This window comes from Chryseolinea soli, from assembly GCF_003589925.1.
Taxonomy (GTDB): domain Bacteria; phylum Bacteroidota; class Bacteroidia; order Cytophagales; family Cyclobacteriaceae; genus Chryseolinea; species Chryseolinea soli.
In genome coordinates this window covers 530,072-545,999 of sequence record NZ_CP032382.1, presented here as the reverse complement: position 1 = coordinate 545,999, position 15,928 = coordinate 530,072, and the positions used below count along the sequence as shown (strand labels likewise).

Below are 15,928 nucleotides of genomic sequence, written 5' to 3'. Positions count from 1 at the left end.
GCTAAAAAATTAGTACTTTGTGCGAAATGGCAGCATGGTAAACGTGAAAAATCAAGTGCTCAACCGCTTGCTCATCATCTCCCTTCACGTGGTGGGATGGGTCACGTTTGTCCTGTTGCCGTTTCTTTTTATGGGCGCCCCCCGCGGCAATCGCTTGCGGCACCCTGAACGCATCAGGCTCCACACACCGGGCAGCGGCGGACCTCTACCCGGGGAGTTCGATATGCACAGCATGCGGCTACACACGCTGGTGTTCAATGTGTTTTTGGTGGCCTTCTTTTACCTCAACATGTACGTGCTCATTCCCCGGGTGCTCACCCGCAAGAGCTGGGTGCATTACATGATTTCGATCGTGTTGTGTTTTGTCGGGGTGATCATGGCCAGCGAATTGGTGAACGATTTTGTGTTGGGCAATGCCTTCCGGCCCGGCCGGCCTTTTTATTTTACATTGTTGAATTTCCTGCTGGTGTTTGGCCTGAGCACCGCGCTGCGGCTGACCAGCGACCGTGTGCAGTTTGAGCGCGAGCGCAAAGAACGCGAGAATGAAACGCTGAAGTCGGAATTGAGCTTGCTCCGTTCGCAGGTGAGCCCGCATTTTATGTTCAACGTGTTGAACAACCTGGCGTCGTTGGCGCGGAAGAAATCGGACCAACTGGAGTCGGTGATCATCCAACTCTCGCACCTCATGCGTTATATGCTCTATGAGAGCAGCGAAAAGCGCGTGACGCTCGACAAGGAGATCGAATACCTGGAAAGCTATATCGATTTGCAACGCCTGCGCTTCGGCAAGGATTTTCCCGTGAGCTTCGAGGTGAAGACGACACGCGGCGACCTGCCGGTGGAGCCCATGTTGCTGATCCCGTTCGTAGAGAACGCCTTCAAGCACGGCATCGGCATGATGAAAGATCCCATGATCCTGATCACGCTGACCACCGAAGGCGAGAACTTACTGTTTAGTGTGCGGAATAAATTCAATGGAACGGTATCGGAAACTAAAGACGCCAGCTCGGGCATCGGCATACAGAACGTGCGCCGCCGGCTGGATCTTTTGTATAAGGATTTGCACGAATTGCATATCTATGAATCGGATCCCTGGTATGTGGTGGAGTTGAAACTGATCTTACAATGATGCGCTGTATTGCCGTAGATGACGAGCCCCTGGCTCTCGACCTTTTGGAAGACAACATTTCGAAAGTGCCCTTCCTCACCCTGGTGAAGCGTTGCAAAAACGCCTTCGAGGCCCACGAAGTCCTGATGAAGGAACAGGTGGACCTTATTTTCCTGGACGTGCAGATGCCGGGCATCAGCGGCATACAATTCCTCCAGACCGTGAAGGCGCCGCCCATGGTCATCTTCATCACAGCCTATGAGCATTTTGCGCTGGAAGGCTTTAACCTGGATGTGGTGGACTATTTGTTGAAACCCGTCTCGTTTGAGCGCTTCCTGAAGGCTGCCAACAAAGCGCACGAGCTTTTCAACCTGAAGAATCAACCGCCCGCTGCGGTTTCTGTGGCCGAATATCTATTTGTGAACGCGGAATACAACCTGGTGAAAGTCAATATCCGCGACATTGTCTACATCGAAGGGTTGAAGGATTATATCAAGATCTTCCTCGTCAATGTGTCGCGCCCCATCATCACGCGCATGAGCCTGAAGTCCATCGACGAAAAGCTGCCGGGGGATAAGTTCATTCGTGTGCATAAGTCTTTTATCGTGTCGATCGACAAAATGGTGTCGATCCGGAAGGGAAAGATCAGCATTGGCAACGTGCAGGTGCCCATCAGCGAGCACTACAAGGAAAATCTTCACCGGTTCATCGATCCGAAAAATCTGATCTGATAAGTTTTGGCCGTTTGGAGCCCGCATTCATCTTTTTTGGTCCCGGTTTCATCTCACAATCTCCCGGCTTGGTCTAACTTTTTTTTAAAACCAGCTTCGAGTACCTACTTTTGGGTCATGGGAGCGGTAACTCCCTTATATTTTAAGTTTTGGTATTTGGTTTAACGGACACCGCCGGACCTGTTTTTCTTTTTTCGGTTACCGCCATCACAACTGAAAGAAGCAAGAACAGCCGGTAGTGCTCCGACCATTGCGTTTAAAAAAAATAATGAAGGCAAAAAAAATTCAACACAAGACGGGCAAATTACGGAATGTGGGGTTGCTCGTTGGTATGGTGATAGCATCGCTATCGACTGTGAAAGCCCAATCGCAGGGCGCTATAATCGGTCAAATCAGTGATTTTCAATCGGGAAAGCCTGTTAAGGCCTATGTGCTGCTATACAACGATTCCACGTTGCTGGGCGGCGTGGCCAGCGACAGCGCGGGGCATTTCAAGCTCGACCATGTGCCACAGGGCATGTATTCGGTCCATGTGAAGCTCATTGGCTATCAAACCGAGGTGACGCCCATGTTCCAGGTGCACACGTCGTCGACCAGCCTGGGGCAGCTCAATCTCAATAAGATCCCCCGCCGCCTGTTTGGCGCTGCGCTGTGGCGCAAGCGCAAAGTGGCCAGCATGTACCTCTAAAAGCTTATTTCTTTTTCTTATCCTTCTTCAGGGAACTGAAGAACTTGGCCCAGTTGAAAGGGTTCAGGAAGGGGTTTGAAACGGGTTGAAAGCGGTTGTTGGCCGATCCTGCCCATTGGTCCAGGTAATAGCGCTGGTTCTGATAGCCATCCATGGGGGTGGTTTTCAGCATGAGGGCCATCAATTCCTGGTTAAAATTCCGTTTGTCGATGCCGTTGTTGTCCACGGGCATGTTCATGGCCAGCACGGCTTGTTTGAAGACTTCTTCGGTGGGAAAGGGCATAAAGACCACTTCTGGCAAATACGTCGTGTCCAAGGTCATCGTGATCACGAGGGTTTGATATTCGGGAGAGCCTTCCGGCACCGTGAAGGTGTGTTTTTCAAAACCCACGATGCTCACCACGATCTCGTCCTTCTCCAGCACGGGCATCGAGAAAAAGCCCATGTTGTTGGTGGTGGTACCGCGACCGGCTTTGGGCACATACACGTGCACACCCGCCAGGGGGCGGCTATTATTAGCGGCTGAATCTTCTTCCAAAACAACGCCCGAAAGCTGTATCACACGCCTCTTCTGCGCCTGGGCAAAAGCGGTGTCCAGGGCCCCGAATACACATGCGATGACGAGGGCAATTCCGGCGGCGTTCTTAATTGTCAACTTCACTAAAATAGGTTTAATAGTCACTTTCAAATATAAAGATAAGGCATTTACCAGCCTAATTTCCATACCTTTGGGCCGACACAAATCGTGCCCCGATGCGGCTGAAAAATTTTAATCTAACGCTGGGTTCGCAGATTTTCAAGGCTTGCGCCGACGAATCTCGACTGCGCATCCTGAGCCTGATTGTGATGAATGGCGAAATGTGTATTTCTGATCTGGAAAAAATCCTGGATTTCACCCAAGCCAAAACCTCACGCCACCTGATCTACCTGAAAAACTCAGGTATTCTCAACACCCGCCGCTACAATCACTGGGTGTTCTACCAGATCAAAGACGGCGTGGAGGACATCATCAAACAAGTCTTTCAATTTCTCCGCAAGGATCCGCAATTGCAAAGCGACCAGCAGACCTACCAAACGCTGTTCACCAACCGCGAGCTGGCCGTAAACAAATTGCAGATCCAGGAATGGCAAAGAGAAAGACTTAGCGACCCTAAAAGACCTTGATGCGATGACGCCGGAAAAAGTTTTACCGAACAAAAAATACAAAGTTATTTTTTTCGACCTCGACCACACGCTGTGGGATTATGAGACCAACAGCAGCGAAACGTTGAAAGAACTCTACACGCAATACGACCTCCAGGCCAAGGGGGTGACCAGCCACGAGCATTTCCTGAAAGAATTTCGCGAAGTCAACGCCGCGTTGTGGGTGCTCTACGACCAGGGGCTGATCGACAGCGAAGTCATTCGCAAAGAACGTTTCAAGAAAGTGCTGACGCCGTTTGGCGCCTACGAGGAAAAACTTTGCTACGAGATCTCGCACGAATACCTGAACACCTGCCCCAAAAAAGGAAACCTGATGCCGAATGCCTACGAGGTGTTGGCCTATTTGAAAGAACACTATGCCCTCAGCGTGATCACCAACGGTTTTGAAGAGATCCAACACCTGAAACTCGCTTCGGGCAACCTGCAGGGTTTTTTCGATCACATCGTCACCTCGCAAAAGGCAGGGCACAAGAAACCTGCCCCGGAGATTTTCCATTATGCGCTGGGCCTCAACGGCATCGATAGCCACGAAGCCATCATGATCGGCGACAACCTGGTGACCGACATCGGCGGGGCGCGCAATGCGGCTATCGACGCCGTTTTTTTCAATCCCGAAAAGATCCCCCACGACCAGACGCTGGACTTCGAGATCGAGGACCTGCACGAATTGTACGACATTCTCTGATATCAAACCCTTGATTGAAGAGAAGACGAACCGTTATCTTTGCTTTTTAGTTTAAATCTGGAAACTCATTAACCAAACAGCTATATGTCAAATGGATTTTTCGACGTTCCCCACCCGCGCAACGAGCCCGTGCTGAGCTATGCCCCTGGCAGCAAAGAGCGCGCTGTCTTGAAGCGTGCCCTCGAAGACGCCCGCAGCAAAGTACTGGACATCCCCATGTACATCGGCGGCGACGAAGTGCGGACCGGGAACACCCGCCCCCTGACACCCCCACACGATCATAAACACCTGCTCGCCAATTTCCATGAAGGCGATGCCACCCACGTAGAACAGGCCATCAATGCCGCCATGGGCGCCAAGGCCCTGTGGTCGGAGTTGAGCTGGGAATACCGCGCGAGCATCTTCCTGAGGGCCGCCGACCTGTTGGCGGGACCGTATCGCCCCGTGATCAACGCGGCAACCATGTTGGGGCAATCCAAGAATGCTTACCAGGCGGAAATTGATTCGGCTTGTGAGCTGATCGACTTCCTGCGGTTCAATGTCTATTTCATGACGGAGATCTACCGCGAACAACCCGCCTCTTCGCCCGGCGTCTGGAACCGGATGGAGTATCGCCCGCTGGAAGGCTTCACCTTTGCCTTGACGCCGTTCAACTTCACCGCCATTGCCGGCAACTTGCCCACCTGTATGGCCATGATGGGCAACACGGTGGTGTGGAAGCCCGCCTACACGCAGATCTATGCCGCCAACGTGATCATGCAAGTATTGAAAGAAGCCGGTCTGCCCGACGGCGTCATCAACCTGATCTATGCCGATGGCCCCACCGTGGGCAACATCATCTTCAACCACCGCGATTTCGGCGGATTGCATTTCACCGGAAGCACGGCCGTGTTCCAGGGTATGTGGAAGACCATTGGACAGAACATACATAAATACAAATCGTATCCACGCATCGTCGGCGAAACCGGAGGCAAGGATTTTATCATGGTGCACAAAAGCGCCAACGCCAAAGAAGTGTCGACCGCCATTTCACGCGGGGCGTTTGAGTTTCAAGGACAGAAGTGTTCTGCTGCATCGCGCTGCTATATTCCCTCCAATTTGTGGGAAGACGTAAAGAAATATTTGTTGGAGGATCTGAAGACCTTCAAAATGGGAGGCACCGAAGATTTCGGCAACTTCGTCAATGCCGTGATCGACGAAAAAGCGTTCAACTCCATCACGGGCTATATCGAAAAGGCACGCCAGAATCCGTTGAACGAGATCATTGCCGGAGGCAAATCCGATAAATCGAAAGGCTATTTTATCGAGCCCACCGTGATCGTTTCAAAAGACCCGCTGTCCATCACCATGTGTGAAGAAATTTTCGGACCGGTGATCACGATCTATGTTTATCACGAAGAGAACTTTGAACAAACCCTGGAGCTGGTAGACAGCACATCACCGTATGCGCTCACCGGTTCCATTTTCTCCAAGGACCGCTACGCTATAGAACTCGCCACGAAGAAGCTGACGAACTCCGCCGGCAACTTCTACATCAACGACAAACCTACGGGGGCCGTTGTAGGCCAACAACCCTTTGGTGGCGCCCGCGGCTCCGGAACCAACGACAAGGCCGGTGCAAAAGTGAACCTCCTCCGTTGGACGTCCCTGCGCACCATCAAAGAAACCTTCGTCACCCCAACCGACTATCGCTATCCCTTCCTCGACAAAGAATAGCATTTTCTTTTGCGCCTGCCCGCCGAAGCTTTAGCGAAGGAGGGCGCCTTAGCGCCTTTGCGGTGAAATATTTCCGCAAAGGCGCACCAGCGCAGACACTACTCCACAGCCTTCTTATACCAATTCACGTTACGCGAGAAGTACATCAACACACCCACGATACAGAAGAGCCCCAGGCTACCCAACAGCAACGAGAAATCCTGTTGCAAAATGATCACAAAAATAAACGTATAGAAAATCGCCAACACGAGCGACAACAACACGCTCAGCTTCCGGCTCTGCAAGAAGGAAGTCGAATACAACGTGATCAACACAACCGTGAGCACAGAGGATACGCCATAGGCCATGTTGTACCCAATGTGCTCCGAGAAACTTAACAACAACGTGTAATAAATGATGAGTGCCGACCCGATCAAAATATATTGAAACGGATGGATGCGGATTTTTTGTGTGATCTCCACCAGGAACAACGCCACGAACGTGAGCAGGATGATGAGTATACTATATTTCGACGTGCGCATGCTCTTCTGATATTGGTCCACCGGAATCAGCAACTTCACTCCGAAGCTACCGCCTTTTAGCTGCTGGTCGGTGCCTTTCCATTGTTGGGCGAAGGCGCGGTTGAAGTGTAATATTTTCCAATTCGCAGTAAAACCATCTTCTGTGACCGTGCGCGGTTCCGGTAAAAATTCGCCTTCAAAGCTGGGATCTTTCCAGGTACTGCTCAGCGTCACATGGGTAGTTTTTCCAACAGGAAGAAAATCGAGGTGTGAACTGCCGTTCAGGTGAAGCTTGATATCCACATCGCCGTTGAACGACTCGGCCGATGTCCAGTTCAGCTTCGTGGTGACGCCCAAGGTCTTGGAGCCCTCGTTTTCGTTGTCGGGGACGTAGCGCTCTGTGTCTGCGGATTTGCGTGTGGCGCGATGGTAAACGCCGATGTTGTCGGAGGGCTCGGCGGCCAAAGAAACGCCGCCTACTGAAAATACAGGATTGTCGCTGATGCCGCGCAAGTCAGACAGGCCGAAGACCAGGTAGGCCTGATCCCACAACACCATGTCGTCGGCAATGGCCAGACTCTTGAAATCGGGTTTGGCAAAGGTGGACTTGATCGACATGTCGGATTTGTAGACACTCACATCGAATATGCCACGGTTCCGGACCTCGGGCGATACTTTGCCGTCGATCTTGAGTTGCTCGGGTAAGAAGAATGCTTTGTCGACATGTTCCACGATCTCCTTGGCCTCTTTGCCGTCTTTTCCAACATCGAAAGTTTCGATCCAACGGTAGGGGATGACCAGCAGCGGGCCGTATACGGTTTGCGGCCCTGACCATTTGTCTGACACTTCGTCGATCACCCTGTCGGCACGCTGTTCGCGTTCATAGATCATTTCCTCGATCAAATGCGAGGGGAGGAGCAGCACCAGGATGAGAAAGCCAATCGAGAAAAGTTTCACCATGATGGATTCCTGGATCCACCGGTTGATGCGTTCGAAAATGTTAAGGGTCACGGTTGTGGGTAGTGTGTCCATGGTATTATGATTTTGGTTAAAGGATAAGAAGACCTGTTGTTTATTATTTGAAAGAAAGGATCTCACCCGCGCGGGCTAAAGGCGAAGCAACCTCGGGAGTGGCCTCCCGCATCTCACCAGTTGCTTCAGTTCTTTCCCGTATGGCTCCTGGCTCCTGGATTCTGGCTCCCGGCTCCTGACTCCTCGCTCCCGACTTCTTCACCTTCGACAAGATCGACTCCAGCAGCGGCAACATCGCGCCGAGGTTTTTTGATTTGATGACAAAATTCCAGACGGGCTCAAATTTTTTCCAACCCCCGCTATACAGGAAATGTTTCAGCATATGCTTGGCCGAATCGTGTGTGAGGCTGGCGCTCGCAATGTTGGACCAGGTGTAAAATTCTTTATAGGCCCAGTGGTAGCCTTCCTCCAATTCTTCGGCGGATAATTTTTTTGTTTTGTAGACGACATGGCGTGTGTCGTACAGATCCCAATTATCGGAGGCGATCCGGTCTTCCCGTTTCATGTTGGCGTAGAGTGCCGTGCCGGGATAGGGTGTGAGGATGTGATAGGTCGAGGTGGTGATCCCATTTTGAACACCCCATTCCACGGTGCGCTTGAACACGTCGCGGTCATCATCATCCAAACCAAAAACAAACGAGCCGTTGATCATGATGCCCAGCGCATGGAGGCGGTCCACGGCCTTGCGATAGTCTTTTTGAAGATTCTGTTTCTTGTTGCTTTGCTTCAGGTTTTGAGGCGAGAAGGTTTCAAACCCCACAAACAAGCTGCGCATCCCCGCGTCGGCGGCTTTTTCGATGAGATCGCCGCGCAAAATGGAATCGACCGTGGCGGCGGATTGAAAGACGCGGTTCATGCCCTTCATTCCTTCGAAAAGGGCCGACGCGAATTTGGCGTTGCCCAGCAAATGATCGTCGAGAAAATACAGGTGACGCCCCGGCAAGCGGTCGATCTCCGCCAGGGCATCGTCGACCACTTGCGTATAGAATGTTTTGCCCCCTTCGAAAAAAGCATCCTTATAACAAAAGTCACAGTGATGCGGGCAACCGCGCGTGACTACAATGGAATTGGGCACGAGGTAGAGGTGGCGCTTGATCAGGTCCCTGCGGATCGGCGGTATGTTCACCAGCGACCGGACAGCAGAGGCGTATTGTTTCTTTGGTCGCTTTGCTTTGAAGTCTTTGAGAAACGCTGGAAAAGTTTCTTCACCAGGTCCCAGAAAAATGGTATCGGCATGTGGCGCGGCTTCTTCCGGCAAAGAAGTAACGTGCAGCCCACCGAGCACGACATAAATGCCGCGGGACCGGTAGTGATCGGCAAATGAATACGCGCGATAGGCATTGGTGATGTACACCTGTATCACCACCAGGTCGGGCGTGTCGTTGAGGTTGACTTTTTCGACATGCTGATCTTGCAGATCGATCTCATCGTCGGGCGAGAGATAGGCCGCCAGCGTGGCCAGACCCAGCGGAGGGAAAAGGGAATATTTTATCGGCCGCCAGAAAGGACTTTCGGCTTCGGTGAGTGCGGGTAAGATCATTTTTACTTTCATCGTGATACGGATTAAGGAGGACGTTATTTCAGGAGATCATGCCGAGAATAATTTTAGAATAGGCAATCAGAAAAGGGATGAAGGCCTGCAGCGTGCCGGAGACGCTAAAGCCATTCACGTGCCGGGCATATCCTACGTAGGCATACAGGAAAGGAGAAACTGTGACGAGCAGGGAAAAGAAGTAGCCTTGTGTAATTTTTTTCATCCGCAAAAGAACCACCGAGAACACGCCGTGCACGACCGACAAAACGATCACCACCCATTGAAAAATAATCCACCACGAAGAGGAATGAATGGAGTGAACACTGGCCGGAACGACGAGGGTGCCAAAGTAAATCCAACCCAGGGCGAAAAGCGGGACGGCGTTGATGAGTATCAAATACAACAAGTAGCGGGAGAGCAGGCTTTTAAAAAAACCGCGGAGAGAAATGCGTTTGAGCCTTGCAAGAAGCCGGGGGAAGATTGAAGATAAGTAAGCTTTCAATCCCCTCATTTTTTGTGTGAATTTCATCCACATCAACAAAGCCTTCATGCCGGCGAGGCGGGCACTGGGGAGTTTGGTTTTTACTTTTGAGAGAAGTTGAGAAACCATGGTGTGTGGACGTTCCTTTAGTGTAGTCACACGGCTCTTGAATTTCATCCAGACCAACAGCGCTTTTATCGCGAAGAGGCTGACACTGGGAAGTTTGCTTTTTACACGGACGAAAAACTCAGAAGCGATGGCAAGGACACGATCTTTCAGTGCGGCCAGGCTGTCCATGACCTTCATCCACAGCAACAGGAAGTGTATCGCCAGGAGCCGGATGCTCCAGAACAACAAAGCCTTTAGGGCGTGCAGGCGAGTGTTTAATTTCTTTGTCATTTTAAAAGTACTTTCAATTTCAAAGTAACTACCTAAAAAAATTTTATTTCTGTTGTTTCACCACGGCCTCCAGGGCATCGAGGTGTTTCTTAAAGGCCGTTCGGCCGCGCTCGGTGATCTTGTATTTGGTGTTGGGCTTTTTCTCGACAAAGGACTTAGACACGGTCAGGTATTTTTCGCGCTCCAGAGCCTTGATGTGCGAGGCCAGGTTGCCATCGGTTATGCTCAGCACTTCTTTCAGTGCGTTGAATTCATAGCCGTCGTGCGTGACCAGCACCGACATGATCTGCAGGCGGACGCGGTGTTCTAAAGCTTTATCCAGATTTTCGAAAGGGTTCTTCACTTGTCGTACTTGTTATGCATGATGGCGCCGTACACGATGTGCAGCACCCCGAAGCCCAGCGACCAGAAAATTAATCCATAGCCCGGGAGCATCGCCGAAACGAGACCGAGGATGATCTGGGAATACCCCAGGTAACGGATCTCATCGAAGGTGTTGGCGCTTCCCTGGATGAGGGCCAGGCCATAGAAGATGAGGCTGGCCGGAGCTGCCAATCCGAAGTGATCGGTGGCCAACATGATGAGTATAAAAATGCCCCCCGAAACGAGCGGGACAGACACATTGAGCAGCATCCGCTGGCTGGCGGCCGACCAGAGTTTGACGCCTTGTTTTTTTGCTTTTTTGGAGCTCAGGAAAAGGCCGGTGGCCAGCGAGGCGATGATCACCAGGGTGGCGATGAGGATGAGTCTCAGCAGGGTGTCGGGCTCGCGGACGGAGTAGATCCGGAATTTGAGGGGCGAAATCGGGTAATGTACCGTGAAATAGGCCGCCGTGGCCCCTGCCAGCGCGTACAGACCGGCTAAAACACCGGAAAGGCCGGTGAGGGAGATGAATTTGGCCGATCGCTCCATCATGTCACGGATGGAGGCGATGTCTTTTTCGTATTCCTGGATCTCTTTCATCTAAAAGTACTTTGAGTTACAAAGTTAATGAACGGAACCACTTCTACAAGGTTTCGCACCCTCAGGAACAAGTATTTTTGCCTTGAAGGAACCCTGGCAAAATATTTTCACACCGGGGTTGGAAGTTTCCCACACAAGTCCTTAATATTGCACTCCTTTTTAAGCATTCCTCCTTAGCTCAGCTGGTTAGAGCATCTGACTGTTAATCAGAGGGTCCTTGGTTCAAGTCCAAGAGGAGGAGCAAAAGGTCAGCCACCCGCGCCAACAGCAGGTGGCTTTTTTTATGGACTTCCGTTCCCGCAACGGTATGCCTATTGATCGCTCAGAGACGCTCCTTTTCCTCCTTTCTTCACGGTTAAAACCCACCAACCCGTATTTGCGCCCCTCCCGACATTTTGCATCACATGGGATTTGACGTCATTCCCACCTTTTAAGCATTCTCCTAAGGTGGATTTGTGTCATTATGACTTGTTTTTATTGCTTAAAAACGCCTAAAATAGACATAATGGCATTAAAAATGCCCTAAAATCGCTCCGGCACACTTTTCCCTAATACCAGGTCAGTGATTCAAAAACGAATGTCAAACCAAAAAAAATAATTCTATGAGTATCGTACGCTATAGCACCGCTAATGATTACACACCGACATCATTCAGCAATTTGATCGACCGTTTCTTCGGCGATTCTGTGGCCCGCAGTGGTGGCTCTTCTTATTCTTTCGTGCCCAAGGTCGACATCGTGGAAACCGATAAGGCATATGAAGTGCAAGTGGCCGTTCCCGGTCTTGCCAAGGAAGACTTCAAGATCGATTTGAACGAGAATCATTTAACCATCAGCGGAGAGCGCAAGTTTTCCAAGGAGAGAAAAGAAGCCAACGTTCACGTGGTAGAAACCCAGTATGGCAATTTCCGCCGCTCGTTCTCTTTGCCTGAAAACATCGACGCTGCGAAGATCGAAGCAAAATATAACAACGGCATCCTCGAGATCGCTATCCCCAAGGACGAGAAAAAGGCCGTGAAGACAACCATCAAGGTTAACTAAGGGTAAGGGTTTAGGTTAGGTGGTTAGGCGCTCCGAAAGGAGCGCCTTTTTTTGTTTCCGGACAGTTGTACCACTTTCGTGAGGCCGTCACCTTTTACCGCCGGTAACCTGGGTTGAGTGATTAACGGGGGAAAAATTCAGCTCAAAGAAAATCTTTGGTTAAGGATGGACGTTCCCATCGTTTTTGAAAAAGAAACGTTAACTTTCTTACTCTCTCCGCAGAAGTTTTCAGAGACAGAAAAAAGGGCCCGGTATGAAGCGATCAATTCTAATCCTTATCGTCATGTTGACGGCGTGTATCGGGGGCGTCCTCGGTTCCATCTTCACGCTAAAATTTTTCAACCTTGCCGGACCGGCCTATCCTTCCATTGCCGACAGGCAGCAATCGGTGCTGGCCGCTTACGCGCCGGACACTTCTTACAAAGTCCCCGAGGGAATGGATTTTCTCAGCACTGCCAAGCAGGTTACTGCCGGGGTGGTGCACATCCGGACCTCGTATGGCCCCGGCGACTTCAGTGTCAATCCTTTGGAGTTTTATATGGATGCCCCCGCGCGATCGTCCGGCTCGGGCGTGATCATTTCCGACGACGGCTACATCGTGACCAACAATCACGTCGTGGAGGATGCTAACAACATCGAAGTGGTGATGAACAACAACCAGCGCTTCTATGCAAAGCTTGTCGGCACCGACCCCACCACAGACCTGGCGTTGCTGAAGATCCACGCCAGTCATCTGCCCTTTTTGCGTTATGGCAATTCCGACCGTATCACCCCCGGCGAGTGGGTGCTGGCGGTGGGCAATCCGTTTGATCTCAACTCCACCGTGACGGCCGGCATTGTCAGTGCGAAGGCCCGCAACATCGGCATCCTGAGAGACCGTAACAATTTGCAGGTGGAAGCTTTTATTCAAACCGATGCTGCCGTAAATCCCGGCAATAGCGGAGGTGCGTTGGTGAATTTGCAGGGTGAACTCATTGGCATCAACTCGGCCATTGCCACGTCGTCTGGCAGTTATCAGGGATATTCGTTTGCCATTCCCGTGAGCCTCGTGAAAAAGGTGATGGACGATCTGCTGGAATTCGGGCAAGTGCAGCGCGGGTTGTTGGGCATTCAGATCACCGACGTGAACGCCTCGATTGCTGAGGACCTTCATCTGAAAGTGAACCAGGGTGTGCTGATCAACCGTGTGAACAGCGGCAGCGCCGCCGAACAATCCGGTTTGTCCAACGGTGATGTTATTGTGGGCATCGACGACCACTCGGTGAACTCAGTCTCCGAACTGCAGGAATGGGTTGCTCGCAACCGCCCGGGTAAAGAAATAAAGGTGGCTTTTTTGCGCGAAGGCGATCGCCGCGAAGTGAAGGCCCGTCTGCGCAACAACGAGGGCAACGAAACGGTGAAGAAAAAAGAAGTGAAGTTCGACCTCAGCGGCGTGCAGATCGAGGACGTTCCCTATAAAGAATTGGCAGCCCTGCAGTTGGAAGGTGGTGTGCGCGTTACGTCCGTCGCCACTGATAAATGGAAAGATACGGGCATCAAAAAAGGTTTTGTCATTGCCTACATCGACAAAATACCCGTCGACAACGTGGAGGACCTCAACCGCATTCTCGATTTTAAAAAAGGCGGTATTCTCATCGAGGGCTTCTATCCGGGAGGCCAAAAGGGCACCTATGGCGTAGACTGGTGAGCCGCGCGATAACGTCCTAACATTTTCTTAGCTTTACGCACTTTTGGACTTTGGACCCTTTGCGGGGTCCTTAAACGATCTCTTTCGCATGAAAAACTTTGGTATAAAAGAAGCGTTGGCCGAATTGGGCCTCAAGAAAAACAATCCGGGTGTTTCCACAGGCTCGAAATGGTATCGCTCCACCGGCGGTCTCATCGAGTCCTATTCGCCGGCCGACGGAAAACTGATCGGCTCGGTGCATGGCGCTGACGAGAAGACTTTTGACAAAGTAGTAAAGCAATCGGAGGCAGCTTTCCAGGAATGGCGTACGTGGCCGGCGCCAAAGCGCGGCGAAGTGGTGCGCCAGGTGGGTGTGGCCTTGCGAAAATATAAAGAACCGCTGGGCAAGCTGGTTTCCTATGAGATGGGCAAGTCCCTCCAGGAAGGGCTCGGCGAGGTGCAGGAGATGATCGACATTTGCGATTTTGCCGTGGGCCTTTCCCGGCAATTGCACGGTCTCACCATGCACTCGGAGCGTCCCAACCACCGCATGTACGAGCAGTGGCATCCCATCGGCACGATCGGTATTATTTCGGCTTTCAATTTTCCGGTAGCCGTGTGGTCATGGAATTCCATGCTGGCCTGGGTATGCGGGGATGTTTGTGTGTGGAAGCCCTCCGAAAAGACGCCTTTGTGCAGTGTTGCCTGTCAATTGATCACGACAAGAGTTTTTGAAAAGAACGGCGTCCCCGAGGGCGTATCGTGCCTGGTGAACGGCGATGCAACGATTGGACAACTGATGGCCCGGGATGAGCGCATACCGCTGGTGTCGGCCACGGGATCCACGCGCATGGGCAAGGCTGTGGCGCGGACGGTGAGCGAGCGGTTGGGCCGGGCGTTGCTGGAATTGGGGGGAAACAATGCCATCATCATCACCGAGCACGCCAACCTCGACATGGCGATCCGCGGCGCGCTGTTTGGTGCGGTGGGCACGGCGGGCCAGCGTTGTACGACCACCCGAAGGCTCATCATTCACGACAGTATTTTTGATGAAGTGAAAGACCGGTTGAAAAATGCCTATGCCCACCTGAGCATCGGCAACCCGTTGGATACCGGAAATCATGTGGGCCCGCTCATCGACAAGACGGCGGTGAAGCAATACCAGGATGCGTTGCGGAAAGTAAAACAAGCCGGCGGAGAATTTGTTGTAAAGGGTGGTGTGTTGCAGGGGAAAGGTTATGAATCGGAATGTTATGTGAAACCGGCCGTAGCCGTCGTGGAAAATGAATACGAGATCGTGCAGCAAGAAACCTTCGCGCCGATCTTGTACCTGATCCGTTATAAGAGCCTGGCCGAAGCGATACAAAAACAAAATGGCGTGAAGCAAGGCCTGTCGTCATCGATCATGACCACGAACATGCAGGAGATGGAGCGTTTCTTGTCGGCGGCCGGATCGGACTGCGGCATTGCGAACGTGAACATCGGCACGTCGGGTGCGGAGATCGGTGGTGCGTTTGGCGGTGAGAAAGAGACCGGCGGTGGACGCGAGTCGGGTTCGGATGCTTGGAAGGCATATATGCGGCGTCAGACAAACACCATCAACTTCGGCGACAACCTGCCGTTGGCGCAAGGGATAAAATTTGATATTTAGGGATTTGCAAATAAGGATCAAAGGCTTATTTTTATACAGCATTCATACCAAAATTTAACTATGGCCGCAAGAAAGTACAGAACTGTCATGCTCATTGACGACAATGAAATTGACAACCTTATCAACCAGAAGATGATCGAAGCGGCTGCCGTTACCGACAACATCTACACGCACACCGGCGCAAAGAGCGCGATCGAATTTTTGAAGAACATGGAAAAGCTGGATGTGGCTGACCAGGTATTGCCGGACGTGATCTTCCTCGATATCGACATGCCGTTGATGGACGGTTTTCAGTTCCTGGACGAATTCGAAAAACTCACCAACATCGCCAAGAAAAAATGCAAGATCGTGATGCTCACGTCTTCCATCAATCCCCAGGATTTCAACCGTTCGAAGAAATACGAGAACGTGCGGCTTTACCTCAACAAACCGCTGTCGCACGAGAGCATCGTGAAGCTGGAAGTCTGAGCGGACAATCGAATAATAATCGTGATTTGAAATTCCTGATCTGTTCTGTCAGATCAGGACGCT

The 15,928-nt window shown here is 51.5% G+C and carries 16 protein-coding genes and 1 tRNA gene; 11 read left to right on the top strand and 6 right to left on the bottom strand.

Annotated elements, in window-relative coordinates:
* Window positions 1-34 precede the first annotated feature (34 nt).
* From D4L85_RS02060 to D4L85_RS02050, 3 genes are all read left to right on the top strand, one after another.
* Window positions 35-1,129 carry a sensor histidine kinase gene (locus D4L85_RS02060; RefSeq protein ID WP_119752756.1) on the top strand — a complete coding sequence of 365 codons (1,095 nt, stop codon included), beginning with the start codon at window positions 35-37 and terminating at the stop codon, window positions 1,127-1,129.
* Window positions 1,126-1,839: a LytR/AlgR family response regulator transcription factor gene (locus D4L85_RS02055; protein ID WP_335621957.1), complete on the top strand. Its 714-nt coding sequence runs from the start codon at window positions 1,126-1,128 to the stop codon at window positions 1,837-1,839. Before D4L85_RS02060 ends, D4L85_RS02055 begins: the two co-directional genes overlap by 4 nt.
* Before the next feature lie 268 nt (window positions 1,840-2,107).
* Window positions 2,108-2,527: a carboxypeptidase-like regulatory domain-containing protein gene (locus D4L85_RS02050; protein WP_119752755.1), complete on the top strand. Its 420-nt coding sequence runs from the start codon at window positions 2,108-2,110 to the stop codon at window positions 2,525-2,527.
* Window positions 2,528-2,531: 4 nt separating this feature from the next.
* Here the strand turns inward: D4L85_RS02050 and D4L85_RS02045 are convergent, their stop codons facing one another.
* Window positions 2,532-3,188, bottom strand: a complete 657-nt coding sequence (locus D4L85_RS02045; protein ID WP_160143488.1) for a carboxypeptidase-like regulatory domain-containing protein — start codon at window positions 3,186-3,188, stop codon at window positions 2,532-2,534.
* Between the two features lie 92 nt (window positions 3,189-3,280).
* Between D4L85_RS02045 and D4L85_RS02040 the strand changes: the two genes are divergently transcribed.
* The 3 genes from D4L85_RS02040 to pruA all read left to right on the top strand — a co-directional run bounded on the left by D4L85_RS02040 (window position 3,281) and on the right by pruA (window position 6,131).
* Complete coding sequence (locus D4L85_RS02040; protein WP_119752753.1) at window positions 3,281-3,691, top strand: ArsR/SmtB family transcription factor; 411 nt, start codon at window positions 3,281-3,283, stop codon at window positions 3,689-3,691.
* 4 nt (window positions 3,692-3,695) lie between these two features.
* On the top strand, window positions 3,696-4,415 hold the full coding sequence (locus D4L85_RS02035; protein WP_119752752.1) for a YjjG family noncanonical pyrimidine nucleotidase: 720 nt from the start codon (window positions 3,696-3,698) through the stop codon (window positions 4,413-4,415).
* An 84-nt stretch (window positions 4,416-4,499) separates the two neighbouring features.
* The gene (gene pruA / locus D4L85_RS02030) at window positions 4,500-6,131 is read left to right on the top strand and encodes an L-glutamate gamma-semialdehyde dehydrogenase (RefSeq protein ID WP_119752751.1); all 1,632 of its coding nucleotides are present in this window, start codon (window positions 4,500-4,502) and stop codon (window positions 6,129-6,131) included.
* 98 nt (window positions 6,132-6,229) lie between these two features.
* Here the strand turns inward: pruA and creD are convergent, their stop codons facing one another.
* From creD to D4L85_RS02005, 5 genes are read right to left on the bottom strand one after another with little or no spacing between them, the layout of a single operon-like run.
* Window positions 6,230-7,663, bottom strand: a complete 1,434-nt coding sequence (creD, locus tag D4L85_RS02025) for a cell envelope integrity protein CreD (RefSeq protein ID WP_119752750.1) — start codon at window positions 7,661-7,663, stop codon at window positions 6,230-6,232.
* Between the two features lie 43 nt (window positions 7,664-7,706).
* Window positions 7,707-9,215 carry a B12-binding domain-containing radical SAM protein gene (locus tag D4L85_RS02020; RefSeq protein WP_119752749.1) on the bottom strand — a complete coding sequence of 503 codons (1,509 nt, stop codon included), beginning with the start codon at window positions 9,213-9,215 and terminating at the stop codon, window positions 7,707-7,709.
* 28 nt (window positions 9,216-9,243) lie between these two features.
* Entirely contained in the window at window positions 9,244-10,077 is an 834-nt protein-coding gene (locus tag D4L85_RS02015; RefSeq protein ID WP_119752748.1) for a hypothetical protein, read from the bottom strand.
* 43 nt (window positions 10,078-10,120) lie between these two features.
* On the bottom strand, window positions 10,121-10,420 hold the full coding sequence (locus D4L85_RS02010; RefSeq protein WP_119752747.1) for a winged helix-turn-helix domain-containing protein: 300 nt from the start codon (window positions 10,418-10,420) through the stop codon (window positions 10,121-10,123).
* Window positions 10,417-11,040, bottom strand: a complete 624-nt coding sequence (locus D4L85_RS02005) for a hypothetical protein (protein ID WP_119752746.1) — start codon at window positions 11,038-11,040, stop codon at window positions 10,417-10,419. Before D4L85_RS02005 ends, D4L85_RS02010 begins: the two co-directional genes overlap by 4 nt.
* Window positions 11,041-11,207: 167 nt before the next feature.
* On the opposite strand from D4L85_RS02005, the gene D4L85_RS02000 reads away from it, so the two are divergent.
* The 5 genes from D4L85_RS02000 to D4L85_RS01980 all read left to right on the top strand — a co-directional run bounded on the left by D4L85_RS02000 (window position 11,208) and on the right by D4L85_RS01980 (window position 15,865).
* Window positions 11,208-11,281 (top strand) — tRNA-Asn (locus D4L85_RS02000).
* A 361-nt stretch (window positions 11,282-11,642) separates the two neighbouring features.
* The gene (locus D4L85_RS01995) at window positions 11,643-12,080 is read left to right on the top strand and encodes an Hsp20/alpha crystallin family protein (protein ID WP_119752745.1); all 438 of its coding nucleotides are present in this window, start codon (window positions 11,643-11,645) and stop codon (window positions 12,078-12,080) included.
* Window positions 12,081-12,333: 253 nt separating this feature from the next.
* The gene (locus D4L85_RS01990; protein WP_174236143.1) at window positions 12,334-13,767 is read left to right on the top strand and encodes a S1C family serine protease; all 1,434 of its coding nucleotides are present in this window, start codon (window positions 12,334-12,336) and stop codon (window positions 13,765-13,767) included.
* A gap of 88 nt (window positions 13,768-13,855) precedes the next feature.
* Window positions 13,856-15,397: an L-piperidine-6-carboxylate dehydrogenase gene (gene amaB, locus D4L85_RS01985; RefSeq protein WP_119758619.1), complete on the top strand. Its 1,542-nt coding sequence runs from the start codon at window positions 13,856-13,858 to the stop codon at window positions 15,395-15,397.
* 60 nt (window positions 15,398-15,457) lie between these two features.
* Window positions 15,458-15,865 (top strand): response regulator, encoded by a 408-nt coding sequence (locus tag D4L85_RS01980; protein ID WP_073136657.1) that lies wholly within the window; start codon window positions 15,458-15,460, stop codon window positions 15,863-15,865.
* The last annotated feature ends 63 nt before the right edge of the window (window positions 15,866-15,928 follow it).

What these genes read in the sequence shown, in the direction of transcription:
- D4L85_RS02060 (WP_119752756.1), top strand. Translation starts at nt 35, where the DNA reads ATGGTAAACGTGAAAAATCAAGTGCTCAACCGCTTGCTCATCATCTCC.
- D4L85_RS02055 (WP_335621957.1), top strand. Translation starts at nt 1,126, where the DNA reads ATGATGCGCTGTATTGCCGTAGATGACGAGCCCCTGGCTCTCGACCTT.
- D4L85_RS02050 (WP_119752755.1), top strand. Translation starts at nt 2,108, where the DNA reads ATGAAGGCAAAAAAAATTCAACACAAGACGGGCAAATTACGGAATGTG.
- D4L85_RS02040 (WP_119752753.1), top strand. Translation starts at nt 3,281, where the DNA reads ATGCGGCTGAAAAATTTTAATCTAACGCTGGGTTCGCAGATTTTCAAG.
- D4L85_RS02035 (WP_119752752.1), top strand. Translation starts at nt 3,696, where the DNA reads ATGACGCCGGAAAAAGTTTTACCGAACAAAAAATACAAAGTTATTTTT.
- pruA (WP_119752751.1), top strand. Translation starts at nt 4,500, where the DNA reads ATGTCAAATGGATTTTTCGACGTTCCCCACCCGCGCAACGAGCCCGTG.
- creD (WP_119752750.1), bottom strand. Translation starts at nt 7,663, where the DNA reads ATGGACACACTACCCACAACCGTGACCCTTAACATTTTCGAACGCATC.
- D4L85_RS02020 (WP_119752749.1), bottom strand. Translation starts at nt 9,215, where the DNA reads ATGAAAGTAAAAATGATCTTACCCGCACTCACCGAAGCCGAAAGTCCT.
- D4L85_RS02015 (WP_119752748.1), bottom strand. Translation starts at nt 10,077, where the DNA reads ATGACAAAGAAATTAAACACTCGCCTGCACGCCCTAAAGGCTTTGTTG.
- D4L85_RS02005 (WP_119752746.1), bottom strand. Translation starts at nt 11,040, where the DNA reads ATGAAAGAGATCCAGGAATACGAAAAAGACATCGCCTCCATCCGTGAC.
- D4L85_RS01995 (WP_119752745.1), top strand. Translation starts at nt 11,643, where the DNA reads ATGAGTATCGTACGCTATAGCACCGCTAATGATTACACACCGACATCA.
- D4L85_RS01990 (WP_174236143.1), top strand. Translation starts at nt 12,334, where the DNA reads ATGAAGCGATCAATTCTAATCCTTATCGTCATGTTGACGGCGTGTATC.
- amaB (WP_119758619.1), top strand. Translation starts at nt 13,856, where the DNA reads ATGAAAAACTTTGGTATAAAAGAAGCGTTGGCCGAATTGGGCCTCAAG.
- D4L85_RS01980 (WP_073136657.1), top strand. Translation starts at nt 15,458, where the DNA reads ATGGCCGCAAGAAAGTACAGAACTGTCATGCTCATTGACGACAATGAA.